The organism is Mitsuaria sp. WAJ17 (genome assembly GCF_014174515.1).
In the GTDB taxonomy this organism is placed as follows: Bacteria; Pseudomonadota; Gammaproteobacteria; order Burkholderiales; family Burkholderiaceae_C; genus Roseateles_B.
On the sequence record NZ_JACJUG010000033.1, the window covers coordinates 18,438 to 44,038 of the forward strand.

The 25,601-nt window shown below is 67.2% G+C and carries 25 protein-coding genes; 6 read left to right on the top strand and 19 right to left on the bottom strand.

Annotated features, from left to right (window positions below):
* Nucleotides 1–107: 107 nt before the first annotated feature.
* Nucleotides 108–1,010, top strand: coding sequence for a LysR family transcriptional regulator (locus tag H5407_RS20425; protein ID WP_183106343.1), 903 nt, complete (start codon nt 108–110; stop codon nt 1,008–1,010).
* Nucleotides 1,003–1,596: a hypothetical protein gene (locus H5407_RS20430; protein ID WP_183106344.1), complete on the top strand. Its 594-nt coding sequence runs from the start codon at nt 1,003–1,005 to the stop codon at nt 1,594–1,596. Before H5407_RS20425 ends, H5407_RS20430 begins: the two co-directional genes overlap by 8 nt.
* Nucleotides 1,597–1,602: 6 nt before the next feature.
* On the opposite strand, the gene H5407_RS20435 is transcribed toward H5407_RS20430, so the two are convergent.
* The 4 genes from H5407_RS20435 to H5407_RS20450 form a co-directional block, all read right to left on the bottom strand.
* Nucleotides 1,603–2,148 (bottom strand): NAD(P)H-dependent oxidoreductase, encoded by a 546-nt coding sequence (locus tag H5407_RS20435; protein ID WP_183106345.1) that lies wholly within the window; start codon nt 2,146–2,148, stop codon nt 1,603–1,605.
* A gap of 67 nt (nt 2,149–2,215) precedes the next feature.
* A complete protein-coding gene (locus H5407_RS20440; protein WP_183106346.1) occupies nt 2,216–3,499 on the bottom strand; it encodes a glycoside hydrolase family 18 protein in 1,284 nt (427 codons plus the stop codon).
* Nucleotides 3,500–3,585: 86 nt separating this feature from the next.
* Nucleotides 3,586–4,275, bottom strand: a complete 690-nt coding sequence (locus H5407_RS20445) for a hypothetical protein (protein ID WP_183106347.1) — start codon at nt 4,273–4,275, stop codon at nt 3,586–3,588.
* Between the two features lie 42 nt (nt 4,276–4,317).
* Nucleotides 4,318–5,232: an EamA family transporter gene (locus H5407_RS20450; RefSeq protein ID WP_255501358.1), complete on the bottom strand. Its 915-nt coding sequence runs from the start codon at nt 5,230–5,232 to the stop codon at nt 4,318–4,320.
* Nucleotides 5,233–5,467: 235 nt separating this feature from the next.
* Between H5407_RS20450 and H5407_RS20455 the strand changes: the two genes are divergently transcribed.
* Nucleotides 5,468–6,658, top strand: a complete 1,191-nt coding sequence (locus H5407_RS20455) for a M48 family metalloprotease (protein ID WP_183106349.1) — start codon at nt 5,468–5,470, stop codon at nt 6,656–6,658.
* Between the two features lie 93 nt (nt 6,659–6,751).
* On the opposite strand, the gene H5407_RS20460 is transcribed toward H5407_RS20455, so the two are convergent.
* Entirely contained in the window at nt 6,752–7,606 is an 855-nt protein-coding gene (locus H5407_RS20460; RefSeq protein WP_183106350.1) for a 23S rRNA (adenine(2030)-N(6))-methyltransferase RlmJ, read from the bottom strand.
* A 214-nt stretch (nt 7,607–7,820) separates the two neighbouring features.
* Here H5407_RS20460 and H5407_RS20465 point away from each other — a divergent pair, with 214 nt between their 5' ends.
* Nucleotides 7,821–8,894, top strand: coding sequence for an alkene reductase (locus H5407_RS20465; protein WP_183106351.1), 1,074 nt, complete (start codon nt 7,821–7,823; stop codon nt 8,892–8,894).
* Between the two features lie 23 nt (nt 8,895–8,917).
* Here H5407_RS20465 and H5407_RS20470 read toward each other — a convergent pair whose 3' ends face one another.
* Genes H5407_RS20470 through H5407_RS20480 form a run of 3 tightly spaced genes read right to left on the bottom strand, consistent with a single transcriptional unit; the run spans nt 8,918 to nt 11,678 of the window.
* A complete protein-coding gene (locus tag H5407_RS20470; protein ID WP_183106352.1) occupies nt 8,918–9,487 on the bottom strand; it encodes an MOSC domain-containing protein in 570 nt (189 codons plus the stop codon).
* A 40-nt stretch (nt 9,488–9,527) separates the two neighbouring features.
* Nucleotides 9,528–10,445, bottom strand: coding sequence for a hypothetical protein (locus H5407_RS20475; protein ID WP_183106353.1), 918 nt, complete (start codon nt 10,443–10,445; stop codon nt 9,528–9,530).
* A 48-nt stretch (nt 10,446–10,493) separates the two neighbouring features.
* Nucleotides 10,494–11,678, bottom strand: a complete 1,185-nt coding sequence (locus H5407_RS20480) for a hypothetical protein (protein WP_183106354.1) — start codon at nt 11,676–11,678, stop codon at nt 10,494–10,496.
* 727 nt (nt 11,679–12,405) lie between these two features.
* Between H5407_RS20480 and H5407_RS20485 the strand changes: the two genes are divergently transcribed.
* Nucleotides 12,406–14,700, top strand: a complete 2,295-nt coding sequence (locus tag H5407_RS20485) for an Ig-like domain-containing protein (protein WP_183106355.1) — start codon at nt 12,406–12,408, stop codon at nt 14,698–14,700.
* An 18-nt stretch (nt 14,701–14,718) separates the two neighbouring features.
* Here the strand turns inward: H5407_RS20485 and H5407_RS20490 are convergent, their stop codons facing one another.
* Nucleotides 14,719–15,600: a LysR family transcriptional regulator gene (locus H5407_RS20490; protein ID WP_183106356.1), complete on the bottom strand. Its 882-nt coding sequence runs from the start codon at nt 15,598–15,600 to the stop codon at nt 14,719–14,721.
* 272 nt (nt 15,601–15,872) lie between these two features.
* Here H5407_RS20490 and H5407_RS20495 point away from each other — a divergent pair, with 272 nt between their 5' ends.
* The gene (locus H5407_RS20495) at nt 15,873–16,955 is read left to right on the top strand and encodes a branched-chain amino acid ABC transporter permease (RefSeq protein ID WP_183106357.1); all 1,083 of its coding nucleotides are present in this window, start codon (nt 15,873–15,875) and stop codon (nt 16,953–16,955) included.
* 242 nt (nt 16,956–17,197) lie between these two features.
* On the opposite strand, the gene H5407_RS20500 is transcribed toward H5407_RS20495, so the two are convergent.
* The 10 genes from H5407_RS20500 to H5407_RS20545 form a co-directional block, all read right to left on the bottom strand.
* On the bottom strand, nt 17,198–17,608 hold the full coding sequence (locus H5407_RS20500; protein ID WP_183106358.1) for a thioredoxin: 411 nt from the start codon (nt 17,606–17,608) through the stop codon (nt 17,198–17,200).
* A 2-nt stretch (nt 17,609–17,610) separates the two neighbouring features.
* Entirely contained in the window at nt 17,611–18,948 is a 1,338-nt protein-coding gene (locus H5407_RS20505; protein WP_183106359.1) for a hypothetical protein, read from the bottom strand.
* Nucleotides 18,945–19,721: a hypothetical protein gene (locus H5407_RS20510; protein ID WP_183106360.1), complete on the bottom strand. Its 777-nt coding sequence runs from the start codon at nt 19,719–19,721 to the stop codon at nt 18,945–18,947. The genes H5407_RS20505 and H5407_RS20510 overlap by 4 nt, the downstream gene beginning before the upstream one ends.
* Nucleotides 19,722–19,757: 36 nt before the next feature.
* A complete protein-coding gene (locus H5407_RS24470; RefSeq protein ID WP_183106361.1) occupies nt 19,758–20,705 on the bottom strand; it encodes a hypothetical protein in 948 nt (315 codons plus the stop codon).
* The gene (locus tag H5407_RS24765; protein WP_183106362.1) at nt 20,702–21,907 is read right to left on the bottom strand and encodes an HNH/endonuclease VII fold toxin-2 domain-containing protein; all 1,206 of its coding nucleotides are present in this window, start codon (nt 21,905–21,907) and stop codon (nt 20,702–20,704) included. The genes H5407_RS24470 and H5407_RS24765 overlap by 4 nt, the downstream gene beginning before the upstream one ends.
* Before the next feature lie 25 nt (nt 21,908–21,932).
* On the bottom strand, nt 21,933–22,322 hold the full coding sequence (locus H5407_RS20525; protein WP_183106363.1) for a DUF4150 domain-containing protein: 390 nt from the start codon (nt 22,320–22,322) through the stop codon (nt 21,933–21,935).
* 11 nt (nt 22,323–22,333) lie between these two features.
* The gene (locus H5407_RS20530; RefSeq protein WP_183106364.1) at nt 22,334–23,428 is read right to left on the bottom strand and encodes a hypothetical protein; all 1,095 of its coding nucleotides are present in this window, start codon (nt 23,426–23,428) and stop codon (nt 22,334–22,336) included.
* Nucleotides 23,425–24,561, bottom strand: coding sequence for a DUF2169 domain-containing protein (locus H5407_RS20535; RefSeq protein ID WP_183106365.1), 1,137 nt, complete (start codon nt 24,559–24,561; stop codon nt 23,425–23,427). Before H5407_RS20535 ends, H5407_RS20530 begins: the two co-directional genes overlap by 4 nt.
* A 14-nt stretch (nt 24,562–24,575) precedes the next feature.
* On the bottom strand, nt 24,576–25,064 hold the full coding sequence (locus H5407_RS20540) for a hypothetical protein (protein WP_183106366.1): 489 nt from the start codon (nt 25,062–25,064) through the stop codon (nt 24,576–24,578).
* A 1-nt stretch (nt 25,065) separates the two neighbouring features.
* On the bottom strand, nt 25,066–25,601 hold a 536-nt coding region (locus tag H5407_RS20545; protein WP_404935648.1), incomplete at its 5' end, for a bacteriophage T4 gp5 trimerisation domain-containing protein.

Genomic DNA, 25,601 nt, shown 5'->3' on the forward strand with positions numbered 1-25,601 from the left:
CCTGATTTCGTCGAATAGGCGCAAGGGTGGATTGACCCTGATTCTTCTAGGGGCTCAAATTCGAAGAAAGCGAATTTCTTTGCGGAACTCATTCAAGAAAATAGATCATGAAGCTGGACCTGGACGCCCTCGCCGCCCTGGATGCCGTGGTCCGCACCGGCAGCTATGCGCAGGCCGCCGACCACCTGCACAAGGTCACCTCGGCGGTGAGCTACCAGGTCAAGAAGCTGGAGGAGCAGTTGCGCCTGCCTCTGCTGGACCGCAGCGGCTACCGCGTGCGCCTGACCCCCCAGGGCGAGGCCGTGCTCAATGAGGGCCGGCGCCTGCTGCAGCATGCACACCAAGTGGAGGCCCTGGCCCAGCAGCTGGCCACGGGCTGGGAGCCGAGGTTGCTGGTGGTGGTCGATGGCATCCTGCCGCAGGCGGACACCCTGCGGGCCCTCAAGCAACTGGCCCTCGAGGGCATTCCCACGCGCATCCAGCTCAAGATCGAGTTTCTGCACGGCGTGCAGTACCGCTTCGACAAGGACCACGCCGACCTGATGCTGGTGAAGGAGTACGAGCCCAACGCCCAGTGCAGGGCACTGGCCTTGCCGGAGGTGGAATGCGTGCTGTGCGTCGCGCCGGAGCACGCCCTGGCCAAGCTGGGGCGGCCGGCCACACTGGCCGAGCTGCAGTCCCATGTGGAGCTCAGTGTCCAGGACAGCAGCGAACGCGGCGATGATCGGCACATGTTCGGCGGTGAGCGTGTCTTCTATCTTTCCGGCTTCATGGCCAAGCGCCAGGCCCTGCTGATGGGCATGGGCTTCGGCTGGATTCCGCGCTACCTGGCGGACGAGCCCCTGGCCAGCGGCGCGCTGCAGGAGCTGGCCTACGAGGGCGGCTCGCGTTACCGCTTCACCCCCTGGCTGGTGCAGCGCCTGGACCGCCCCCTGGGCCGCGCCGGCCAGCGCCTGGTCGAGCTGCTGGCGCCCACCGCGGCAGGCCTGCAGGGAGCCGCCCATGCCTGAGTTCAGCCTGCTGCTGCTGGCAGGCGGCGTCTTCGTGCTCAATGCCATGCCGGCCTTCGCCCCGCCGACCTGGATGCTGCTGGCTTTCTACGCCCTGCAGCAGCCCGGCACCGCGCCGCTGGCCATTGCGGGCGTGGCGGCCGTCGCGGCCACCTGTGGACGGCTGATGCTGGCCCGCTCCGCCCAGCGCATCAGCGCCAGCCGCTGGATGCGCCCCGCCATGCGCGCCAACATGCACGAGGTGGCCGATGCCATCAAGGGCCATGAACGCGCCAGCACCCTGGCGTTCCTGGCCTTCGCCATCAGCCCCCTGCCCTCCAATGTGCTCTTCCTGGCCTACGGCCTGGCGCGAGCGCCGCTGCGCCTGCTGGCCTGGCCCTTCTTCGTGGGGCGATTCATCAGCTACACGGTCGCCGTGATCGGCGGCGCCTATGCAGGACGCCAGCTGGAACTGCAGCTCAGCGGCCTGGCCGGGGGGATCTACTTCGTCGTCAGCCAATGCCTGCTGCTGCTGGGGGTGTGGCTCTTCACGCGCGTCAACTGGCGCCAGGCCCTGCGCAGCCGCTGGCTGCGCTGGTGGCAGTGAATCGGCTCAGGCCGCACGTAGCCCCAGCCGGCGCAGCTTCTCCTGCAGGGCCTGCACCTGCCCGGCCTTCATCTGGCCCACCAGGCCGACCAGCGTCTCGTGGATGGGCGCGATGCCCACGAAGCCCAGGATGTTGCGCTCCAGGGACTTGAGGCTGTGGGCCCGGAAGTAGTAGCGGTAGACCAGGGCCGGCATGCCCATGGTGACCAGCACGCGGGCCGAGCGGCCCTGCAGGCCCTTGCGGCCGAAGGGGTTGCCACCCTCGGCCTTGAAGGCGAAGCCGGGCCGCGCCACCTGCTCCAGGAAGCCCTTCAGCAGCGCCGGCATCTCGCCCAGCCATAGGGGGAAGACGATCAGCAGGTGCTGGGCCCAGGCGATGTCCTCCTGCGCCTGGCGCAGCCCCGCTGGCAGCTCGCCGTGCTCCCAATCCTGCTGGGAACACAGCAGGGGGAAGTCCAGGCGGGCCCCCGCTGCGTAGGACTCGGCCAGCGCATGGCAGAGGTGCGGTGCATCGGCATCAGGATGACCTTGCAGGATCAGGATGCGTGTCATGGGGAGGACTCCGTGCGGGTTCGCACCCCATCTTCCTGACGGCCGGACGCCCGCGCCTTGACCTGGCTCAGGGCAGCACCGGATGCCCCAGGCCCCTATTCATGGCATTGAGCAGGGCGCCGTTGTCCTGGCTCCACTCCCAGGCGAAGAGTCCCGCCAGGCCCTGCTCGCGCACGAACTGCCCTTTGGCCAGCACGGCGCGCGGATCGTCATAGCCCATCCACAGCTGCAGGCGCGGCTGGTAGAGGGCATAAGCCTGGGTGAGGGGATCGAACAGCACCTGGTAGCCATGCCGGGGCCGACCCTGTACATCAAAATAACGCCCGGCAAGCGCGGCCCATCCCATGGAACCGTCCCCCCCCGGGAAGGCGCCCGTCTTGCCGGCCCCGTGCCGCGGCTCGCGAACGCCGCTGAAGCCGCGCCCGTACATGGCCACGCCGGCGACCAGCTTGGTCCGGGGCACGCCCGCCTCGACAAGGTTCTGCACGGACTGCGTCAGGCTGTCGTCCGAATCCGGCGCCGAGCCGCGCAGCGCGCTGTGATGCCCCAGGCGCTCGGACCAGCCACCGTGGTAGTCGTAGCTCATCATGAAGACCAGGTCCAGGGACGGCGCCGCGCGGCGGTAGTCGATGCGCCGGGTGATCTGCTGGATGGGGTTGACGGCCACGGTCAGCTGATAGAGCCGGCCGGTCTCGGCCGTCAGGCGGTCCAGGCCGGCGCGCAGCGCCTGCATGAGGTCGGCAAAGCCCTGGCCGTCCGCCGGGCTGCCCAGGGCGACGCCGTTGGCGCTGCCATTGCCGCCGGGGTGCTCCCAGTCGATGTCGATCCCGTCAAAGGCCGGGTGCTCGCGCAGGAACTGCAGGGCCGAGGCCACGAAGACGGCGCGGCGCGGCGCCTCGTTGGCGAAATGGAAGAAGGGGTCGGAGCCGCCCCAGCCGCCCACGGAGGCCAGCACCTTCACCTGCGGGGCGCGCGCCTTCAGGGTGGCGAATGCAGCGTCGAAGCGGGCATCGACGGCCCCCCAGCCCAGGGCATGGTCGGGTCGCCCCTCGCACTTGGGGGCGTCCTTGGGCAGCTGCCCGGGACCGCAGGCGCGCAGGAAGGCATAGAGCACATGCGTCAGGCTGCCCGCGGGCAGGGCCGCCACGCGGCTGGGCGGCTCCCAGTTGGCCACATAGAGGCCCAGCACCTTGCCGCTGGTGGGCTCGAAGTCCAGGGCACCGGGCTTGAACAGGCCCTCGGGCGGCGGCGGTGCCGGCTGCGGATCGGCCCAGGCGGAGGCGACAAGGCCCGCCACCAGCAGCAGGCACAGGCTGCGGCACAGGCGGCGGGGCCGAAGGGACTTGAGCATGGCGATCCTTTCACGCAAGAGCTCGCAGCCTAGCGCAAATCAGATGCCACTTAAATACCAATTAACCGAAACAAACGCCCCGGGACTCAGGGCGCTACCTGGATGCGGACCTGCAGCTCGCGGCTGCTGACGGACTCGGCATCGCGGGTGCTATAGGTGCCGCGCTCGCTGCGCCGCAGCTGGCCGCCGCTGCGGGCCACGGGCACCCACTCGTCCAGGGGGACCAGGGCCGTGGACTCCAGCTCGGTGCGCACAGGGGGCTGGCTGGCGCCGGCCTCGCTGGGGGTCAGGTCTTGCGCACGCAGCGTCACCCGCACGGCTTCCCGCCCGCCGGGCCAGTGCGGCTCCAGGCTGAAGCCGCGCACCTGCTCGACATAGCCCTGGCGCAACTGGGCGCGGCCCGCCTCCCGCGAAGGCCCTTGGGCCGTCGAGCCCAGGGCCACCGGCACACTCATGTCCAGCCACTGCAGGGGCGTGAGCTCCCCCAGCTGCACCGAGGCCCGGAAGCCATTGAGCACCGTCAGGCGCTGCAGCAGCTGCCCCTGGGCGGACTGTTGCTCAGTGCTGAGCACGATGGCGCCGCGGGGTGAGACCGAGCCGCCCGTGCCCACCACTACCGCGCCGTCACGCACGCCGGCGATGGCCGCCTGGCTCACGCGGCTGTCCACCCAGCGCAACTCTACCCACAGATTGACACGGGGCTCGGCCGCCCGGACGGGCAGGGTCAGAGTCAGAGGGGCGAACAGGCTCAGCAGCGCACGACGGGAGACTTCCATGGCTGTGGAGCATACGCCGCAGCGTCGGCACGGGGAGGTAGATCAGCCCTTGGTTGCCAGCTCGTTTCCCGCCTTCGCCCAGGGCCGCAGGGGCCACAGCAGGTTGAGGGCCAGGCCGCTGAGCACCAGGGCCGCCGCCATGAGCTTCCACGCCGGCAGGGGCTCATCCAAGTACCAGGCGGCCGTACTCATGCCGAAGACCGGCACCAGCAGGGCCATGGGCACGATCTGCGAGGCCGCATGGCGCGACAGCAGCCAGCTCCACACACCGTAGCCGAAGAGGGTGTTGGCGAAGGCCTGCCAGGCCACCGCCCCCCAGGCGCCCCAGCCGGCGTGGCTGAGCCCTTCGCCGATGCGGGCCGGGCCCTCGAAGACCAGGGACATCAGCAGCAGGGGCGGCGCCGCGAACACGCTGCTCCAGACCACATAGGCCAGCATGTTCACGCGCCCGGCCTTCTTGCCGACGACATTGCCACTGGCCCAGCTGAAGGCCGCCAGCAGGATCATGCCCAGGCCCAGCACGGTGGTGCTGCTGTCGGTGTGGCTGGCGATGACGGCCAAACCGCAGGCCGCCAGGCCCAGGGCCAGCCACTGGAAGCCCCGCACCGGCTCGTGGGTGATGCGCATGGCCAGCAGCAGGGTGAAGAAGACCTGGGTCTGGATCACCAGGGAGGCCAGGCCCGGCGAGATCTGCGAGCCCATGGCCAGGTAGAGCAGGCCGAACTGCCCCACGCCCACCAGGGCCCCGTAGGCCGCCAGATTGCGCCAGGGCACCTCGGGCCGCGGCAGGAAGAAGATGGCCGGGATCACCGCCAGCGAAAAGCGCAGCGTGGCGAAGAGGAGCGGCGGAAAAGCATTGAGCCCCAGCCGAATCACCACGAAATTGCTGCCCCAGATGGCCACCACGGCCAGGGCCAGCAGGAAGTGCCGCAGGGGAAGGCTGCCATTGCTGCTCAAGATGCGCCTCGCAAGATCGGATACGGAAGAGGCGCAGCCTAGCAGGACCGGGCTTGGGCCGCCGGCCTGCGGCTTTGCGTATCGCCCGTCTGGCGCTGCTGAAATCCGGCGATTCCCCCCATCGGAGGGACGGCCGCAGCGTGGCGCCTGGGCACAATCGCGGCCCGGGCGCCGAGACGGCCGCCCTGCATCAACGCCACGCTTCCTTGCGGAGCCCGGCACCAACGGAAGTCCCATGAAAGAACTCGTCTACCCCAAGGAACGCATCCTGGGTCTCATCACCCTCGTGCTGGGGGTCCTTGTCTGGCTGGCGCTCATCGCCGGCACCTACGGCACCGCCCTGATCGGCCTGCTGCTGGCCTTCCTGGTCTATGTCTTTGCGCAGTCGGCGCTGATCTCCTACATCAAGGGCAACGGCGTCGAGCTGACGGCCAACCAGTTCCCCGACCTCTGGGAACAATTCGAGGACTGCTGCCGCCGCCTGGACATCGCCCAGCTCCCGCGCGCCTATGTGCTCAACGGCGACGGCATGCTCAACGCCTTTGCCACGCGATTCCTGGGCACCCAGTACGTGGTGCTGCTGAGCGGCACGCTGGAGGCTATGGCTCAGCACGAGGACGGCGTGCGCTTCTACCTGGGCCATGAGCTGGGCCATCTGCGCATGAAGCACTTGCAGGGTCAGGTCTTGCGCTGGCCGGTGCTCTGGCTGCCCCTGCTGGGCGCGGCCTATTCGCGGGCCCGCGAGTACACCTGCGACCGCCACGGTGCCGCCTGCTGCAACGCCCCCGAGGGCGCGGCCCGGGCCCTGGCCGCGCTGGCCGCCGGCTCGCAGCGCTGGCGCGACCTGGACCTGCCGAGCTACCTCCGCCAGCTGCGCGAGACCCACGGCTTCTGGATGTCCTTCCACGAGCTCTGCGCGGCCTACCCCTGGCACACCAAGCGCGTTGCCCGCGTACTGCCGGACACCAAGGTGCCATCCCGCAACCCGCTGGCCTATCTGCTGGCCGTCTTCGTGCCTTATGCCGGCCGCCTGGGTGCCGGCTTCGGCCTGCTGATGATGGTCTACATCATCGGCGTGCTGGCGGCCATCGCGCTGCCCAAGTACCAGGAGTACCAGCTCGTGGCTAAGGCCGCCACAGCGCTGACGGACAGCGCGCCGGCCCGCCAGGCGCTGTCCGCCTTCTATCAGGCGCAGGAGACGGTGCCCGACACGCTCGAGGAGGTCGGCATCAGCAGCACCCTGCCCTCCGGCGCGCGGCTGAGCCTCAACAGTGAGAACATGACCCTGTCCATCGCCCTGGGCAAATCCACGCTGAACCTGCTGCCCGAGGTGCAGAAGGACGGCAGCCTGCTGTGGGTCTGCGAGATCCAGGGCGAGGTCCAGCCGAAGAAGCTGCCGATGAATTGCGAGCAGGGCATCCGCTGATCCCGCCGCACCAACAGCGCACCGACAGCAAAGGGGGCCTCGGCCCCCTTTTGCATTCTTGGCGGACCGCCGGAGCAGCCCATCGGCAGGACCTCAGCTGGCCCGCTGCTCCAGCACGAAGTTCGCGCCGTCGTACTGGCCCAGGTGCTCGACGAGATAGGGCAGGCACTCCTGCAGCTCGTCATGCAGGGTGAAGGGCGGGTTGGCCACAAACATGCCGCTGCCCAGCATGCCGAAACCACGTTCGTCGGGCTGGGCGACGGTCAGGCGCACATGCAGCCAGCCCTTCTTGGCGGCGGCATCGGCCGCGGCCTTGAGGCGCGTGGCCAGCTGGGCCGACTCCAGGGTCTGCAGCTGCGGGTACCAGATCATGTAGACGCCGTCGGCAAAGCGTTGCAGGCCCTCGCGCAGGGCGGTCAGCACCTTGCCGTAGTCGGTCTTGATTTCGTAGGGCGGGTCCATCAGCACCGCGCCGCGGCGCGACGGCGGCGGCAGCTCGCCCTTGAGCGAGGCGAAGCCGTCCGTGTCGGCCACCTGGGTGTTGGGCCGCGTCTCGAGGTAGCTGGCCAGAATGCGGTGGTCGGTGGGGTGCAGCTCGTAGACGCGCAGGCGATCGCTCTCCCGCATCAGCAGGTTGGCGACAGCCGGCGAGCCGGGGTACTGGCGCAGTTGCCCGTCCGGGTTGAAGTCCTTGACCAGCTTGACGTAGGCCGCCAGGGGCTCGGGCAGGTCCTTGCGGTCCCAGAGGCGGGCGATGCCGCTGCCGTACTCGGCATTCTTCTGGGCGTAGCGCCCCTCGACGGAATAGCCGCCGGCGCCGGCATGGGTATCGACCAGGGTGTAGGGCTTGTCCTTTTCGCCCAGGTAGCGCAGGACGCGGGCCAGCACCAGGTGTTTGAGAACGTCGGCGTGGTTGCCGGCATGGAAAGCGTGTCGGTAGGCGAGCATGTGCGCACTGTAGCAAGGGGCCGCCGCGACACCTAGGACCTGTTCACGCATCTGGAGCGGGCCCTAGCACAGCGGCGGCGGCGCTGCAGCGCGCCAGCCCAAGCCCGGAGCGCCGCGGGCGCTGTCGCCGGCGTGGCAGGCGGCCTGCCGTCACTTTGGCTACGCTTGCGGCACGTTCCTCCTCCTTGCGGCCGCATGCCGCGCCAAAAGTCCAATGCCCAATCTCTTCGATCCCCTTCGCGTCGGCGATCTCGAACTCGCCAACCGCATCGTCATGGCCCCGCTCACGCGCAGCCGCTCCGTGGGCCTGAAGCCCGGCCCGCTGGCCATCGAGTACTACCGCCAGCGCGCCAGTGCCGGCCTCATCATCACCGAGGGCGCGCAGGTCAGCCCCGAGGGCCAGGGCTACCTGGACACCCCGGGCATCCACAGCCCCGAGCAGGTCCAGGCCTGGAAGAAGGTCACCGACGCCGTGCACGCCGAGGGCGGCAAGATCGCCGTGCAGCTGTGGCATGTGGGTCGGATCTCGCACGCGGACTTCCAGCCGGGCGGCGGCGAACCGGTGTCCTCCACGGCGCGGCCCATTCAGGCCAAGACCTTCACCGCCCGCGGCCTGGAACCCGTGACCCCGGCCCGTGCGCTACGCACCGAGGAGATCCCCGGCGTGGTGGCTCAGTTCGCCCATGCGGCCCGCTGCGCCATGGAGGCCGGCTTCGACGCCGTGGAGGTGCACGGCGCCAACGGCTATCTGATCGACCAGTTCCTGCGCGACAGCATCAACGACCGGACGGATGCCTACGGTGGCTCCATCGAGAACCGCACGCGCTTCCTGGTCGAGGTCATGACGGCCGTGAGCCAGGCCATCGGCGCCGGCCGCACCGGCCTGCGCCTGAGCCCCGTCACGCCGGTCAACGACGCCGGCCAGGACAGCCAGGCCCAGGCCCTCTTCAACCACGCGATCGAGCAACTTGCGCCCCTGAACCTGGCCTTCCTGCATGTGATCGAGGGCATGACGGGCGGCGCCCGGGACATCGCCCCCTTCGACTTCGCCGCCCTGCACCAGCGCTTCAAGGGAGCCTGGATGGTCAACAACGGCTACAGCCGCGAGATGGCAATGACGGCCGTCGCCGAGGGGCAGGCGGACCTCGTCGCCTTCGGCCGGGACTTCATCAGCAACCCAGACCTGGTGCGGCGCCTGCGCCTCAATGCCGAACTGGCCAAGGTGGACCGCGCCACGCTGTATGGCGGCGGCGCGCAGGGCTACACGGACTATCCGGCCCTGGCCTGACGGCGGGCAGCGGCGCGGCGGTCTCAGCCGCGCCGCATCTTGGCCCGGAACAACTCGGCGATGTTGACCTCGCGCGGGCCCGGCACCAGCTCGAAGGCCTCCCCAGCCTGCAGACTGCCGGGCCTGAGCACGGCCAGGTAGAAGCCGCACCAGCCGCTCTGACTCATCAGCTTGGCGGCCTGATTGAAGCCCATCACGGCGTTGAACTTGAAGCAAGGCTGGCGCGGCTCGCTGACGGCCAGCTCACAGTCGGCGAAGCGCAGCACGTCGCCCACCCAGACGTCCTTCTCCAGCAGGCCCTGCAGCGTGAGGTTCTCGCCCAGCGCGCCCGGCGCCAGGCTTTCGTTCCAGCGGGCGACCTGGGCCTGGCCCCGCACCGTCTGCCAGAAGGCGTAATGCTCCTGCGGGTAGGCATAGACCGCCTTGCTCAGGCCACCGTGCACGCTGAGTTCGGCCTGTTCGTCGCCCTCCAGGCCCAGGGGCGCCACTGCCACCCGGCCCTCGCGGGGCGCCTTGCGGATGCCGCTGGCATGGGACTGGCCCTCGATGAGCAGGGCTTGAACGCGACCGGTGTTGAGCGAGAGGATCTTCATGGCAAGGCGGCAGTGAGGCCGCCACTCTACGCCATGCGGCTCAGGGATTCAGGCTCTCTGCGTGCGGGCGTGAGGCCTGGATCACCGGCAGCAGGGCCTTGAGCTCCTCGGCGCCGGCGGGCCGCGTGCCGGGATTCAGCACCCAGTTGACCTGCCGCTTGCCCACCAGCAGGTACACGCTCAGGGCCAGATTGCCTGGCGCTGCGCAATGGTGCTGAGCAAAGGCGCCTTCGCCCAGCTCGGGCAGGTCCACCTGCTGGCAGGAGTCTGCGGTGCCCGCCTTCATGTTCTTCAGCACCTCGAGAGAGGCCCCCGGGCTGCTCATGGCCACCAGGGCGGCCGAGCTGCTGCCGACGCTGGCCGAGCAGTGCAGGGCTCCCATGCGGTGGATCTGAGGCCTGGCGCCGAGCAGGGATTCGGCCTGGGCCGGCGTGAACCACTCGCAGCGGCCGAAGCTCTGGTCCGCCCGCGCCCGGCGCGCCAGGGCCTGGCGCCCCAGCGTGGCCAGGGCCTGGCGGGTGTCCTCCGAGCTGGCGCTGGCGCCATAGAGCATCAGCGTCAGGGTGTCCGTCTGGTCCTGGATGATCAGGCTCAGGCTCTGCATGGGGGCGTCAGGCGCAGACACGAGGAAGCCGGCCCGCTGCCCCAGCCCCGGTGCGTCCATGGGCTGCTGCCCGGTGTCGCGGCCCGCGGCCAGGTGGGCATCGAAGACCTGCGAGGCCTCCTGGGCCACAGGCCGGCGGATGAGGTTGAGCATCAAGGTGCCCATGGCGCCGCTGCTCCAGCTGCACATGCCAGCGGGATCGTGGCTCAGCAAGGTGTAGGCGCCGCCCAGCTGGGCGCGGACCTCGTCGCGGGCCAGCAGCGCGCAGTCCCCTTGCGGGGCGGCAAAGGCGGCATGGGTGGGCAGGGCCAGGGCGGCCAACCAGGAGAGGAGGTGGAGGCGGTGGTGCTTCATGGGCGGTATCGGGTTTCTTGAAGAATGGGGAACGCCTGAGGCGGCAGTTCAGTCCTGCGCCGCCGCATGGGCCTTGCGGTAGCGCTGATAGTCGGCCGAGCGGCGCAGGGTGTCCAGCTCGGGCCAGTCCTCGGGCAGCGCCACCTCGCGACGCTGCGCCTCGCTCAGGGCCTGGAGCAGGGGCTCGCGGTAGCCCTTTGGGTCCCAGGCCGCAGCCTTGAGATAGACCCGCAGCCGTGTCTCGAAGAAGGCGTCGTGCACGCCCTCGTCCTCGATGGGCGAGCCGATGTCGAAGACGGCGTCGATGTGCTCGATGGCCTCCTGCAGCTCGGCCAGCGAGCGGGCCTTCTCCATGCCCTCGTGCGCCAGCATGTTATGGCAGGCCCGGCGCGTGGAACGCACGATGTTGTAGCTCTCCAGATAGGCCCAGTCCGCGGAACCGATGAGCTTCTGCACCGCCAGGCGGCAACTCGCCAGGGCCTCGGGAATGCGGCCGGTCTCGTAGAGGGTGAAGCGTTTGAAGTCCAGCACCCAGGCCCATTCCTCCTTCTCGGCGAAGCCCGGGTCGCGACGCTTGAGGTCGGCTTCGAGCCCCTGCACCAGCTGCATCACCCGTGGATAGTCCTGGGCCGACATGGCCTGCTGCGCGGCCACCATCTGGCTGTGGAAGTCCCGGGGCGCTGGCGCCGCGGCACTGGTCGTGGCGGCCGGGGCAGGCTCAGCCCTATCGACCGCTCGACCCGCTCCAGCGGCGCCCATGCGCTCCTGGTGCAGGCGCAGCAGGCGCGCGGTGTTGCCGAAATGCGGACGCCCCTTGGCGGACTCTGCCTCGGCCAACTGGATGCCTTCGGCCAGCGAGGCGGCATCGGCCTGGATCTCGCGCAGCAGCATCAGGGCGTCATCGCGCTTCATTGCGCTGAAACGCTCCTGGCGCGCAAAGGCGAGGAGCTGCGCGGCCAGCGCCGGGCGCAGGGGCGTGGTGATCTCCACGGGCTGGCGCGCGTCGCGGTCCAGCAGGCTGCTCAGCAGCTTCAACGCCGCCCATTGCTGCTGCTCACTCTCGCGCCCGTTGAGAGCGGCCAGCAGGGGTTGGACGTCACGGGCGTAGTCCAGCGGGCCGACCTGCTGCTGCAGCCGGGCCAGGGCGGGCGGCAGCTTCTGGGCCTGGGCGCTGCCGATCATGGCGTGACTCAGGAGCAGGGCAAGGCCAAGGGTGACGGTCGTGGTCTTCATGGAAATCAACGTGAACAAGGAAGTGCTTCAGCGGAAGTGGAGCCGGATTCAATCAGGGCGGGCGCGTCGGGCCGTCTGTGTGCCAGCGCCTGTCGTCAGCGGCACCCTGTACCCTGCCATGCCCGGGAACCCATGCTGGCGGGCATGAACGGCAGGGGGGCGGCGTGGCAGGCGGCTCGGGCGGTGGTCCAGGCGCTGCGGCTGGCCGAGGGCGGGGCGAGCAAGGCGACCGAGGAAGGCGAGCAACGACAGGTCCGGTGAAGGGCCCGGGATCGTGTCTGGAATCATGGCGTGCGGCCTGGAATGGGTCGCCGCCGTCGCAAGGGCCCGGAGGCGAGGCAGAGGGAGGGTGTAGCCGATGCCCCGGCTCCGACACGGCGCCTCCCCGGATCATCGAGTCTTTCGGTGGCCGGCATCATAGTGACCCGAGGGCTGACGCCGCCGCGCTTGTGACGTCTGGTCACATCTCGTCATCAAGGCTTTCATTTCCAGGCGGCTCGGGTGACCCAAGCACCATCCGAGCCGCAGGGGCCGCACTCGGCGCGGAGGGCGCACTCGTCGCCGCGGCCCGCGATGGCGGGCGAGGGGCGGGTGCCGCGCCATGCACGTGCGGTGATCGCCCCTCGCCAGAGGGGGATTGCCGTCCAGTGTTCCTGGGGCCTAGCATGCAGCCCGCCCAGGCTCAGAGGCACAGGAATTCTGCGAACTCAAGGGAGATTCAACAACGATGTCAAGAAAACTCAAGATGCTGGGCGGCCCGCCCCTGCTGCTGGCCCTGTCGATGCTGCTGGCAGCCTGCGGCGGCGGTGGTGGCAGCCCCGCGCCCGCCAATGCGGCGCCGGTGGCACGCATGGCCGACGTGGCCCCGACCGTGTACACCGGAGACCCCGTCGTCCTGGACGGCCGGAGCAGCACCGACGCTGACAACGATCCGCTGAGCTTCGAATGGTCGGTCACGGAACGCCCGGCGGGCAGCACGGTGCAACTGGGCACGAGCGCCCCCGGCCTGAGCTACCTGATCCCGGACACAGCTGGCCGCTACAGCGTGGTCATGCGGGTGAGTGACGGCAAGGGCGGTGAGTCCCGCCTGACCAGGCCCCTGGACGTGCAGAGCGCCCCGGCCCTCGGCATCACCCTGGACCAGCCCGAGCCGCTGGGCGGCCCGGTGCAACTGCGCCTGAGCCGCAAGGTGAACTTCAACAAGGTGACCTGGTACGTCGACAGCAATCAGCTCGGCCAAGGCAAGCAGGATGACGCCGGACTTGTCACCTGGGACGCCAGCTACCAGACGGACGGGCCTCACCTGATCCAGGCCCGCCTGGATTACGGCAACGGCATCAGTGCGCAGGTGGAGCGCCAGGTCCAGGTCAAGACCCCCAGCATCAAGCTGAGCCGGCCTTATGTGTGGTATCACGGGAGCACCACCATCCTGGTGGAGGCGCAGTCGGTCTACGGCGTAGACAGGTTGACGCTGTCCTACCAGGGCAAGGTCCTGAGCGAGCTGACCGCGCCGAACGCCTGCGGTGAAAGCACGGTGTGCCCGGGCCCTTACACCAGCTATCTCTTTCCTGTGAGTGCCGACCAGACCGGCAGCGGCATGGTCACCCTGGACCTCCACGCGCGGGACAAGTCCGGCGCCAGCCGTACGGTGCAGGTCGTCGCGCAGGTGAATCCGCTGGTCACCCTCACCGCGCCTGCGGCCGGTGCCTTTGTCTTCGACAGCTTCACGCTCAACGGGAAGCGCGAGCAGGCCCACAGCGAGGTCAAGGTCGAAGTGAAGCTGGGCGACCAGGTGGTCTACACCCAGGCCGGCGTGGGCGAGACCTTCTCCACCCCGATCTCGGTGGCCGGCCTGCCTGCCGGGCGCTATACGCTGACGGTCTCCGCCCGGGACGCGCTGGACGGCAGGACCTACCTGACCCGGGACATCGTCGTCGTCCAAGAGGCCCGCCTGGCGCTGCCACCGCTGACCAGCCTGCCCAGGCCGTCGGCCACCCTGCTGGCCGCCGATGCCAGCTATTTCTGGTACACGGACCCCGAGCTCACCAGTGCAGGCGGCACCGTGCGTCGGGTGAACCTGAGCACCCTGGCTGCCACGGACCTCCCGGGCTCCGGCGGTGTCAGCGTCATGACGCTCAAGTCCACGCCGGGTCACGTGCTGGGCGAAACGAACGGCACGGCAGGCTGCCAGCTTGTCGCCGACAACTGCATCCTCGACTGGTCTGGCCAGGGCGTGCGCAGCAACCTGAGCCGGGCGAGCGGTCGCGGCGTGCAACTCACCGACCGCGTGACCGACAGTGGCCTCCAGGTGTCCGGCAACCTGGTGGCCTGGACCTCGGAGTACCCGAATCAGGCCCTGCTGAGCTACCGCCTGGACACATCACAGCTGCGCCAAAAGGCCCTGCCCGCCGGTCTGACGCGCGCCTTTGGCACGGTCGCGATCCGGCGCCTGCCCGCCAGCGACGAGGTCTGGGCCCTCCTCGAGGATGAGCAAGGCAAGGCCAGGCTCTACCAATGGAAGCTGGCCGACGACTCGCTGCAGAGCCCGGGCGGCCTTGACCTGGGCCCGGCTGCCCAATGGGCCTCGGCCTCCGGCAATGACGACATCTGCTGGATTGCCCGCGGTACGCCGGCAACCAGCCAGGGCGCGCTCAAGTGCGTCCGGCTCAGCACGCTGGAGATCCGCACGCTCAGCGACAAGGCCAGCGCCCTGCAGCTCGACCAGGACTTGCTGGTCTGGCGTGAGCAGTTGGATGCGTCCAGCCGCTCGTACAAGGCCCTGAACCTGCGCCAAGCGGGCCCAGCCGCGAATGTGAGCGCGCCATCGACCCTTTGGAGCCAGTTCTGGACGGGCCAGGGCCATGTCATCTTCTCGGAAGGCGATGCCACCTATGCGTGGAAGGCTTCCACCGGCACCAAGACGCTGATCATGGGGGCGGCCGCCGGGTCCGTCACCTTCAGCACCGGCGCCGCGCTGCTGAGCTACCAGGGCCAGGTGTACCGGGTGTCCCTGCCCAACTGAGGCTGGCGCGGCGGCCCCTCACAGGGCGCCAGCCAGCCAGTCCACAAAGGCCCGGACCTTGGGAGAAAGCTGGCGGCTGGTCGCCCAGAGCGCATTGAAGCGGCCGGACATGCACACCTGCCCCGCCAGCACCTCCTGCAGGCGCCCATCCGCCAGCTCATCGCGGACGAGAAAATCCGGCATGCACGCGATGCCCGCCCCCCGCAGGGCGGCGCTCTTCAGCGCCTCGATGTTGTTGCAGGCCAGGACGGTCCTCAGCCGGGCGTTCATGTCCTGGCTGCCGGGCGGCAACGGCCAGTCCAGCAACTTGCCCGTGTTGGGGTGTCTGAAGCGCACCGCCACATGCGCCTGCAGCTCCGCCACCGTCTTTGGCGCCGGGCGGTCAGCCAGGTAGGCGGGCGAGGCGCACAGCAGCAGCCGAAAGGCACTCAGGGGCCGGGACACAAGGCGTGAGTCCGGCAGCTCTCCGCTGCGGATCACCACATCAACGGATTCCTCGATCAGGTCCACCGTCCGGTCGGTGAAGACCAGGTCCAGCTCCACCTCGGGATAGGCGGAGAGAAAACCGGGCAGCAAGGGCATCAGGAGGTGATGGCCCACGATGGGCGCACTGACCCGCAGCCGACCGCGCGGGCTCGCCACCGTCTGGCTGAGCTGGGCGCGGGCGTCGTCCAGGTCCTCGAGGATGCGCCGGCAGCGCTCGTGGAACTGCCGGCCTTCCTCGGTCAGCTGCACGCTGCGGGTGCTGCGATGCATCAGGCGCACGCCCAGTTCCTCCTCGAGCTTGGCCACGGCCTTGCCCACCGCCGAAGCCGACACCGCCAGCTCCCGCCCCGCGGCCACGAAGCTGCCGCGCTCGGCCGCCCGCACAAAGGCCAGCAGGCCACTCAGCTTGTCCATCGCACCCCCGACCTTGCTTCGATTGCTCCGCGCGATTGCAGCACCCGCGCCGGGCGCCGGACTGCAGCGTTTTGTTCCGCGTGGAACGGAGCGCCAATGCGTTGATGCCGATGGCGCGCAAGTCTACCCTTCACGGCGCGTTCCATGCCCCGACGAGGCCCGCCATGACTACCCTCCCCTGCCTTAGCCCCAGAGCCGCTGACAGCCCCTTGGCCGCCCGGCAGGGGTCAGGTCTTGCCGGCCGCATGCGACGACTCCGGGCGGTGCCCTGAATGCAGGCGCTTCGCTCGCCGGCTCGACTGCTGGGCCTCGCCGCCCTGCTGCTGACCCTGCCCCTATGCCTGCAGGCGGCGGGCAGCCACTGGGTGCGCAGCCTGGACCTCTGCCTCCTCTACGTGATGCTGGCGCTTGGCATGAATGTGGTGGTGGGCTATGCCGGGCTGCTGGACCTGGGCTATGTGGCCTTCTATGCGATGGGCGCCTACCTGTGCGCGCTGCTGAATTCGGCCCAGCTGAGCGAGCATTTCGCCTGGGCGGCCGCCCTGTCCGGCGAGGGCTTTGCCACCGCCTGGTGGCTGACGGTGCCCCTGGCCGGCGTCGTGGCGGCCTTGCTGGGCTTGCTGCTGGGCGCGCCCACGCTGCGGCTGCGCGGTGATTACCTGGCCGTCGTGACCCTGGGCTTTGGCGAAGTGCTCCGCCTGCTGATCAACAACCTGGGAGCCGACCCCGTCAATATCACCAATGGCGCGCGCGGCATCGGGCCGGTCGGTTCCCTGCGTGTCTTCGGCCTGGATCTCAGCCAGCCGCTCCAGCTGGGCGGCCACGAGATCGCCCCCGTGACCCAGCACGCCTACCTCTTCCTGGCCCTGACCCTGGCCACCCTGTTGGCCTGCCACCGGCTGCAGCGCTCGCGCATCGGCCGCGCCTGGATGGCCATCCGCGAGGACGAGGTCGCGGCCGAGGCCATGGGCCTGCCCACGAGCCAGCTCAAGCTGCTGGCCTTCGCGGTGGGCGCGGGCTTCGGCGGCGTGGCCGGCGCCCTGTTCTCCTCCTTCCAGGGCTTCATCTCGCCGGAGTCCTTCACCCTGCAGGAATCCATCCTCATCGTCGCGATGGTCGTGTTCGGCGGCATGGGCCACCTGCCGGGCGTGCTGCTGGGCGCCCTCATCCTGGCCGGCCTGCCCGAGGCCCTGCGCTACATCGCCGGCCCGCTGCAGACCTGGAGCGACGGCCGCCTGGATGCCGGCGTGCTCCGGCCATTGTTGATCGCGCTGACGATGGTCGGCACGATGCGGGTGAGGCCGCATGGCCTTTGGCCGGCACAGGAGCAGCGGCGAGGCCCCGACGACGCCTGAGCGAAAGGCGCCGCGGCCGGGGCCAGGTCTTGCTTTCACCCCTGTGCAAGCCTGGATGCCGGCTCGGTCCGTCAAGGCGCTGCGGCACCGCGTCTTCGAGCTCACCCAGCGTGGTCGTTCGACTCGGTGTGTTCTTCATGCCCAGGGCGTCCTCCTGGGCGTCCATCAAGGCATGCCCCGTCACCTCATGCGGCGCGCCGATCTGCCTGCATGAGTGTTCATCCGCGTGAGCTCCGCAGTCCTCAAGCCGCCCAGTTCCTCTCACTGAACGCCGCCCACAGATCCGGCAGTTCCGCGCTGACGGGCAACGCCCTCAGCCGCTCCGGCACGGCGCCGGGCGCAGGCGCCGGGTCGATGGCCTCCAGCACCGCCACCTGCTGCAGCCGCCCCTGCCGCCAGCGCAGCAGCAAGGGCAGGTCTTCGGGGACGAAGTCGCCCAGGAACTCGGCGTGGTCTTCGAGGTCGAGCCAGAGCCAGCTCAGGTCAGCATCGGACTGATGCGCGTACAGCGCCTCAAAGGCGGGGCGCAGGGCTGCGCACTTCTGGCACCAGGACTCGGCGCCAAGGGCCACCAGCAGCTCGGCTTGCGGCCGGGCCAGGCGAGTGGCCAGGGCCTGGGCGTCGTTCCAGGGATCGAGGGCTTGGGTTTGCATGGTCATGAGCGGTTGGCGAGCGCTTGGTCCTGGGCCAGCAAGGCGATGGCACCGGCTCGCAACTGGATGCGAAGGGCGGTCTCCGGCGACTGCGACTGGCGAACCAGGGCATTCCAGGCCTGCGCCGCCACGGCGCGCAGCAGCTGCGGCTGGTTGGACTCGATGCGCAACAGCGTCGCCAGGCGGGCAGGGGTCAGGTCTTGCCCATGCAGAACACGATGCCCGGCCCGCAGCGCCAGCGTGGCGTTCACGGGGTGGGCTCGCACGGCCTGGGCATCGGGCAGGGGCAGTCCCTGGTCACCGTCCTGCCTTGCTCGCGTCAGCCCGGCGTCCAGGTCGACGGGTGGCTCGGGCGATGTGAGGCCTTGCTCGATCAGGTCCACCCCGGTGAGGCTCTGCCAGACGAAGCCTGCCCAGCGGGCTTGTTCCTCGTCATCCAGCGCCTTCAGCACGAAGCCCAGGTGAGCCGGATCACCCAGGAAGAGCGTGAAGCGAAGGGCCTCGCGCAAGGGCAGCTGCCCCAGCAGGGACGCCACCTCGTGAGGCTGCTCCGTGGGGTTCATCAGCCAGGCCAGATGGCGCAGCCAGCGAGCCAGGCGGCGCTGGGCTTGCGTGCGCGTCCAGCCGGTGGCCTGCTGGCAGACCTGCGCCTGCGCGAGCACGGCCAGCAGGAGCACGTCGGCAGCGGCCGTGGACTGCGTGCCCAGCGCGATGGCGGCCTCGGCACGCACGCACAGCTCGCCGTCCTGCAACAGGGGCAGCAGTGAGGCCGCGCCCTTGCTGGCCCGGCACGCGGCCGCTCGCACGGCAGGGGTCGTGTGAGTCAGGACGGCCGCCATGACTGTTGGGGGAACCTCGGTGCCGCGCAGCGCGCAGGATCGCAAGGCGGCCACCAGTTGCACCTGATCGGGTTTGGCGTCGCTGCCAATCAGGACCCACGCCGCCTCGTTGAAGCGCTGCACCGGGCCTGGCGCCGCCGCCATCAGGCCGCCGATCAGGCCACGCAGCAGCAGATCTGGGTAGCGAGCCACCTGCACCAGCAGCGCGGCCTGAGCTTCAGCGTCAGCGAGATTCAGTGCGACATGGCTGGCCGCAAAAGCCTCGCCCGGCTTGCGCCAGCGCTGCAGGGCCGCCAGGGCTTCGGGCCAGGCGGCGCTGCCGGCCACCGTCAGCCCCTCCAGGTGCGCGGCCAGGAGCCTTGCGAAATGCTGGAGGCGCTCGGCGCGTAGGCCGGGTTCTTGGGGTGCGGTGTCGAGTTGCTGCCAGTAGAAGGCGGCGTCCTGGAGGTGGCGCTGGACCAGTGCGCCGATCACCGACGTCGAGAGCGGCATGGCGCTCATGGGCTGGGCGACAGAAAAGGATTCAGGCCGGACTTCACCAGATCGAAGAAGCCGTACGGATCAAAGCCGTCGTCTTCTGACAAGACCTCAGGCTTCAGGTAACTCTCCGGATCTTCGTAGTAGTGCCATCCCCATCCATGCTTTGCACCGGTGCAGTGCCCAATTCCGACGGACTCCGCATCGAAACCTTCGGCACCTTCAATGTAGATATATTCACACTGAGCGGTGCGGGGCATCTGTTGATCATCGACAACAATATACGGGGCATCAACAACGCCTCCAACCTTGAGTACGCCATCGTTCCCCCGACCAAGGATGCCGAATATGGACGTCAAGTTTCCAAGCACTTCCTTGTGACCACGCCCTGAATCCAGAAAGTTGCAAGCCACATCACCCGACACCGAAAGCCCCAGCCCGACATCGTCAAACAGATCCCCGAGGACCTTCAAGTTACCGACAACGATCAGGTCATGCACCGGCTTCTTGCAGCCCAAACCACGAGCGACTTTTGCAAGCCACTTCCCGGTAAGGTCCCCGTGAACCACCAGATCGCCAAGATGCACAAGACGGGGACTGCCACCTCTATCAAATTGAAATCCAACGCCATCGTAGCGGGACGTGTCTTCAGCAACTACAAAGTCGGACGCATTGCCAGTTGCATTTGAATTGCCTTGCGGTGACTTTCCGTACATCCCCTTGACCGATTCATCCTTTGGAAGATTGCACAGCCGCTGGTGAATGCGGAAAGCCTTTTCAAGAAGTTCGTTATCCATTGCCTGTTTTTGGGCTATTCGCAGATTCCCGGCGTATCAAAACAGCCGATGCCAGGCCTTGCCATCGAGGATTGCCGCGCCGCCGAGGCCACCCAGCAGCATCACGCCATCAGCCGCCGACAGATTTCCGGCGCAGGCGCGGACTTCGGGCAGCACATCGGCATCCACCAGCCGGCCCTTGGCATCCAAGGTCCACAGCCCGTATTCGGAAGTGCACCACAGCCGATCCTGGTACCAGACAATGTCCTTGAAGGGCACGCTCATGCGGTCTTCGTGAATGACCTCCCAGCTGTCCTCGCGGCCCCTCATCAAACCGCCGGATTGCAGGCCCACATAGACATTGCCATCGCCGGCACAGCACACCGATTCCATCAACATATTGGTGGGAACGGCACATTGACGCCATAGCTGGCCGTCATACCGCCAGACATCGCCTTCACCGCCTACAGCGTAGATATCGTTGGCATGGAAGCCGGCGATTGCGTCAAATCCATAATCCGTCACCCGTTGCGCGGGAGGATCTGTCAAATTAGCCCGAATGGAAACCCACTTCTGATCATCATCCAGGTAGCAAACGTGCCGCCATGCCCCACAAGCGTATAGCCGCCCGTCAATAGTACCAAGGCTCTTAGGGCCCGTAGAAAGAGGGCCATCATCAGAATTCGGAATATCTGCACGCATCCCATCACCGGCATCGCCGAGCACCGCAACGCCATCGACGCGACCCAGCATCACCGCGGTTTTCCCCAAATTCGGAGCAGCCCCCAACATCGGAAAAAGGAATCCCGTGTATTTCTTTCCCACCAAGCTGGCGCCAGGACCAAAATTTACCAAGCACAAAGCCCGATTCCCATTATCCTCCCCAACCCTGTCAAACAAAACGAAACCAACAGAGTATCGATCCAGCACCACACAATCAAACACCCAGCGATTGTCGAAGGCACGCTTGAAATATGACTCTTCAAATTTGTAAATAGCACTCACAAGCTAGCCCCTTCAGTATTAACTGGGTTTTTTGCAATACCCGACTCTTTCTTGGGCCTGCAATTCAGTTTGCCGTAAAAATCCTTCAGCTGGGCCTTTAGGCAAGCCTCGCTGCACCTGGATTCTGGGAAAGTCTTCCGCACAGACTCCGCCCCTGCATCGATGGCGTCAGCCTTCGTCATCGCTCCCCCGAACGGCACTGTCCTGTGCTTGTCATGAAGCACATTGAGTAAGGACTTATGCGCCTTTCCATGTGACCCCAAGCTGTTGGTCGCCCCTTCCACGCACATCGTAGGCGCATTGGCATGCTGCGAACCGTTGTAGTTCTTGCAATGGTCGAACATCGCCTCCGGCAGCAAATGGTGACCTGTCTGCCCCGGACAGCAGCCCTTGCCTTTCAATGCCTCGGCACTGCCCGTCTGGTTATAGGGCACCAACTGGCAGCGTCGCGCAGTAACGCAGTCATTGGTGCGAGCGGCGCCTTCCATCGCATCCGACACCAGCTCGTCACGCTTGAGTGCGCCGGTCTTCGGATCCTTGTAGCGATCCAGCAGCGACTCCATTTCCTTGACCTTCTGAGTCGCCGTATCGATGGCTCGGCGAGCGTTCTCGATCTCCTTCTTGAGCTCGGGAAACTCGTGGATGGCATTCGCCAGGTCGCGGGCTGCATCCGCCGTCATCGCCACGTTCACAGCGATCCCGACGACCGGTCCGCCCAGGAATGAAGCCACCCGGATGAAGCCCTGCTTGAGCGCCATCTTTGCCAGCTTTTTCTTGACGGCCCGTTCCAGCGCATCAATGGCCTTCTGCTCCACGGCCTCCAGCGCCTTCATGCCCAGTTGCTCGGCTGCCTTGGCCGGCAACTCGCTCATCTCCTTGAAGAGATCGTCAGCACTTCCCGGCTTGAACATCAGGAAGTCGCAATGGTCGCCCAGCCAAGCGGTGCCCCCGCTGCCAGTACCCGTATGCTTGGGCAGCTTCAGCTTGCTCAAGGGGCCCGAGCGCTTGGCATGGCGCTGGGCTTTGGCATTGTCATCCTCCGGTTTGCAGGCCTCTTCGATGCGCTCCTTCTCCTTGCCGCAGTACTTCTTGACGGCTTTGGAATCGAGATAGGGAAACGTCGCCGTATTTCCAACCGACGGGGCTCCCTTGCGTGGCTTACCGCCCGCCCCCTTGTCACCCACACGCTTGCGGGGCTTCACATTTGCTGCTCTTGCCATGGCAGGATCACCGATGGTTGTGCGTCATGGGGTCGGTGTGCCGACAAACATTCAGCCCTTCCACCTTGACGTTGCCAGACCACTCCGTGAAGTAGGCCTTGCCCTTGATGACGCCTGTCTGCCGCCCCTTGGCAAAGGCCATAGTGGCGGGTTCATTGCCCGTACTGTTGGCGAGAAAGCTGACGTTCTTTAGCGCCAACGGTGTTCCGCAGATGAACACCGTGGAGCTTCCCTCCTGCAGTTGGGACGCCAGCGCTGTGTTGGGATAAGGGATCAACTGCGGACCGGCACTTGGCGGCGGCGGACTCCAGCAGGGATCAGGAAAGGCGCACCGGGAGACGCCATCCGCCGCCTTGGAGCACACCTCGTTCCCGTTGGCATACACATGTGTTTCCATTGCTGACTCGCTTATACGGTGGCGACAACCACGGCAGCACGCCGCCCGTCGTCAGATGCAAGATGAAGAACTCCGCAGGCCCCTGGCGACAGCGGGTGCAGCATGCTCCTCGACAGATAGGCGAGCATCGCAGGCCCCAAGGCGGCACCGACCTCGCCCAGGCTGTCGCACAGGGTCAGCAGGGCCAGTGCGTCGCCACCAGAGGGTGCGATGCGCGACATGGCGTTGGCAGCCTCTCGTGAGTAGAAGGCCTCGCCGTTCTGGTCACTGCAGCGGAAGTCCAGGTCGCGGTAGTCCAATTCCGCCTCGGCCAACGCGGCTCTCAAAGCTCGGGTGAGACCTTGCGCGCGGCTGGGCGTACTGCCATCCACACGGCCCTCCTCCTGCGAAGAGGCATGTCCCAGGATGCAGACGGCGGACTCAGCAGGGTCAGGTCTTTCCTGCTGCAACAGCACGGTCGCCGCAGCCTCGCCTGGAATGAAACCGTCAGAGTTCTGCTGCACCAGCAAGCGCTCCTCACCCATCAGCCGGCTGATGGTGGCGGCATCGATCAGGCTATCGACCCCTGCCAGCAAGACAGCATCGACTTCAGGGGTCTGCAACAGCCGTTGTGCTTGCGCGAGTGCATCAGACAGACCTGCACGCCCGAGAGGCAGTACGCCTGATTCGGGGTGAAAGGATAGGTTCAAGGCCTCCACGGCCCTGGTGAACGTCGCATCCCACTGATTGCCTTCGAGCGGATACTCCGGCCGGTCTGGCGCCAGCCAGACCAGGGCAACACGGCTCGGATCCAGTCCCGGCCTGCCCTTCAAGCAATCCTCCATGGCCTTCGTCAGCCAGATGGCCAGCCTTGAGGCGCCCCACAGTCGACGCTCAGGCATCGCTGCCACCAAGACCCGCTCCCCGGTGTGGGTCTTAAAGTGGCTGTGCTGGAAGTGATCCATCCCTGCAGCAATGCAAGCATGTGCCGCCGCCAACTCGTAGCCAACAGGGCAACAGAGGCCCGCGCTCCTGATGTAGAGCGGTGCGCGTTGCGCAGCACCGCGCTGGGCGGCATCCTCGCTTGGCAAGCGGCGCCACCACGCATTCAGCTTCTGGACGATCATTCCGAAATCTCCCGAGACAGCAACGCCTCGGGCGGCATGTCGCCGCATCCGGCACACCCCCCCTCCTGCTCATGCCCCAGCCGCCGGGCATCCCACCAGGCACTGTCAACCTTGCCAACCGTAACTGTGTCGATTTCCTGGATACGGCGGCGCAAAGGCGCATGGGCGCGCCAGACAGCGCTGAATCTGTCCTTCTCCAATTCAAAGAACAAAGTGTCTGCAGGCGCGGGCACGACCTCCACGCTGTAATCCGTGCGCAGGATCCGGACCTCCAAAGGCGCCAAGTCAGGCAACTGGAAGCAGAGCCTGGGAACACCCCTGAGCATGCCCTCCAGGATGACCTGCTCCCCGCCCTTCGGATACGGCATCTGCTGGTCGGAAGGTGCGCATTGGTTGAACTCATCGCTGAAGTCGTCCGGCAGAAACGGAGCAACATCATGCGCCCACGCCTCGTCATAGGTTCCAGCAAACCGAAGGCGGCTCGGAAAGTTGCTTGGAACGGCCGAGAAGGCCTGGGGACTCAGCTTGTCGTACGGCGACTTCAGTCGCTCGTCAACGGCCTCTAACTGGGCGGCAGGCATGGTGTCAATCTGATCGGCAGTGCGCTTGCCAGCAAAGCCGCGACCGACAGGGTTCGGGGAATAGACGTCGGCATCACCTGTTCCTGCTGCACCCTTGCTGAGCGGCACCGAACCTCCGAACGCATACCCGAAGTGCAAGGGCACGCTAACGGCAGATTGGCTGGGGCTCAGTGAATTGACCCCAAGGGTCCTGAACCAATGCCGCGGCCCATGAGCACGCAAGGACTTCTTCAAGGAGCCAACTTGCCAGCTGGCAAACATCTCCTTGACTGGCTGCCCGGAGGGCGAATGCGCGCAAGCATCAAACAAGACATCGCAGCGTGGCTTGAAGCGAGCAAAGTCGCTGGGGTAGCGCAAGGCGCTGGAACCCGGCTCGCCATAGAACTCATCTGAAACTGACAAAGGCTCGGGAGCAAGCGGCCGTGCACGCTGGCCCGGCTTGGGAATTTTCCAGCTGCCTTTGGCAACCACAACGAGATGCTCACGGCCTGAAACGTCCAGTGCCACAGCTACATCCGCAACCAGATGTTTGCTTCCCACATGAATCTGCATACCGCTTCGCCGACTCAGTTCACATGCACCGAGCCACCCACGATGCGCTGGGTGGCCGTGGCGTGGCTGGTGATGTAGGTCCCTCGCAGCTGGATGCGCCCGTCGGCCAGCAGCAGGATGGCGGCCTCTCCGCAGCGCAGCTCGATGCTTTCCTGGGCCTCGATCACATGGTGCTCGCCGTCCACGCGCAGGTCCTGCACCTGAGCAGGCGCCGGGGATTGATCCCAGACCAGCCCCAGCACCAGGGCAGAGTGGGCCGACATCAGGCTCATGGCCACCTGGCGGCCCACGTGCTCGGCGCCCAGGGGAACGAGGCTACCGCCCAGCGTAAGGTCGCCCAGGGCCGGTGTGCTGAGCGCCAGCTCACTGCCGCGCAAACACAGGGTGCCAAGCACGATCTGGCCCATGCCCGGCACGGTACTCTGGACGACGGCATCCAGGTGGGACGGCCCGTCCTGCACCACCTCTGGGCCCTGAGCCTGACGTTGTATGGACGACTTCACCTCAGTTCTCCAGGATCTTCTTGCCCTTGACGGTGATCTCGCCATCGGCATTGAAGCTCTGGGCGTCCGTCGTCCCCACGCTGAAGGTATGGCCATTGATCGTGATCGTCCCATCCGACTTCATCGTCAGGCTCGCCTTGCCCACCGTGATGCTGAGCTCGTCTCCGGCCTCGATGGTGTAGGTCTTGCCCACCGTCGTGCTCTTGCTCATGCCGATCTGGGCGCTCTGGTTCAGCGCCACGGTCGTGTTCATGGCTGCGCCGACGGTGGTCTGGTAGGCCAGGCCGATGCTCAGAGCCTTGGCCAGACCGATGGTCTCGGCCTTGGCGAGCGCGATGGTTTCGGTCTTGGCCCCGCCGATCGTCACGCTCCGATTCGACCCAATGCTCACCGTCTGGTTCTGCCCGATGGTGATGGTCTCGTTCTGCCCCACGTCCTCGGTGCGGTTGTCCCCGATGCTGATCGTCTCGTTGTGGTCCACCCGCTCCTTGCGGTCGTTGTGCACCGTGATCGTCTCGTCGTGGTCCACGGTTTCGG

Excerpts from the sequence above, each read along its gene's own strand:
- H5407_RS20425 (WP_183106343.1), top strand. The coding sequence starts at position 108 with ATGAAGCTGGACCTGGACGCCCTCGCCGCCCTGGATGCCGTGGTCCGC.
- H5407_RS20430 (WP_183106344.1), top strand. The coding sequence starts at position 1,003 with ATGCCTGAGTTCAGCCTGCTGCTGCTGGCAGGCGGCGTCTTCGTGCTC.
- H5407_RS20435 (WP_183106345.1), bottom strand. The coding sequence starts at position 2,148 with ATGACACGCATCCTGATCCTGCAAGGTCATCCTGATGCCGATGCACCG.
- H5407_RS20440 (WP_183106346.1), bottom strand. The coding sequence starts at position 3,499 with ATGCTCAAGTCCCTTCGGCCCCGCCGCCTGTGCCGCAGCCTGTGCCTG.
- H5407_RS20445 (WP_183106347.1), bottom strand. The coding sequence starts at position 4,275 with ATGGAAGTCTCCCGTCGTGCGCTGCTGAGCCTGTTCGCCCCTCTGACT.
- H5407_RS20455 (WP_183106349.1), top strand. The coding sequence starts at position 5,468 with ATGAAAGAACTCGTCTACCCCAAGGAACGCATCCTGGGTCTCATCACC.
- H5407_RS20460 (WP_183106350.1), bottom strand. The coding sequence starts at position 7,606 with ATGCTCGCCTACCGACACGCTTTCCATGCCGGCAACCACGCCGACGTT.
- H5407_RS20465 (WP_183106351.1), top strand. The coding sequence starts at position 7,821 with ATGCCCAATCTCTTCGATCCCCTTCGCGTCGGCGATCTCGAACTCGCC.
- H5407_RS20470 (WP_183106352.1), bottom strand. The coding sequence starts at position 9,487 with ATGAAGATCCTCTCGCTCAACACCGGTCGCGTTCAAGCCCTGCTCATC.
- H5407_RS20475 (WP_183106353.1), bottom strand. The coding sequence starts at position 10,445 with ATGAAGCACCACCGCCTCCACCTCCTCTCCTGGTTGGCCGCCCTGGCC.
- H5407_RS20480 (WP_183106354.1), bottom strand. The coding sequence starts at position 11,678 with ATGAAGACCACGACCGTCACCCTTGGCCTTGCCCTGCTCCTGAGTCAC.
- H5407_RS20485 (WP_183106355.1), top strand. The coding sequence starts at position 12,406 with ATGTCAAGAAAACTCAAGATGCTGGGCGGCCCGCCCCTGCTGCTGGCC.
- H5407_RS20490 (WP_183106356.1), bottom strand. The coding sequence starts at position 15,600 with ATGGACAAGCTGAGTGGCCTGCTGGCCTTTGTGCGGGCGGCCGAGCGC.
- H5407_RS20495 (WP_183106357.1), top strand. The coding sequence starts at position 15,873 with ATGCAGGCGCTTCGCTCGCCGGCTCGACTGCTGGGCCTCGCCGCCCTG.
- H5407_RS20500 (WP_183106358.1), bottom strand. The coding sequence starts at position 17,608 with ATGCAAACCCAAGCCCTCGATCCCTGGAACGACGCCCAGGCCCTGGCC.
- H5407_RS20505 (WP_183106359.1), bottom strand. The coding sequence starts at position 18,948 with ATGAGCGCCATGCCGCTCTCGACGTCGGTGATCGGCGCACTGGTCCAG.
- H5407_RS20510 (WP_183106360.1), bottom strand. The coding sequence starts at position 19,721 with ATGGATAACGAACTTCTTGAAAAGGCTTTCCGCATTCACCAGCGGCTG.
- H5407_RS20525 (WP_183106363.1), bottom strand. The coding sequence starts at position 22,322 with ATGGAAACACATGTGTATGCCAACGGGAACGAGGTGTGCTCCAAGGCG.
- H5407_RS20530 (WP_183106364.1), bottom strand. The coding sequence starts at position 23,428 with ATGATCGTCCAGAAGCTGAATGCGTGGTGGCGCCGCTTGCCAAGCGAG.
- H5407_RS20535 (WP_183106365.1), bottom strand. The coding sequence starts at position 24,561 with ATGCAGATTCATGTGGGAAGCAAACATCTGGTTGCGGATGTAGCTGTG.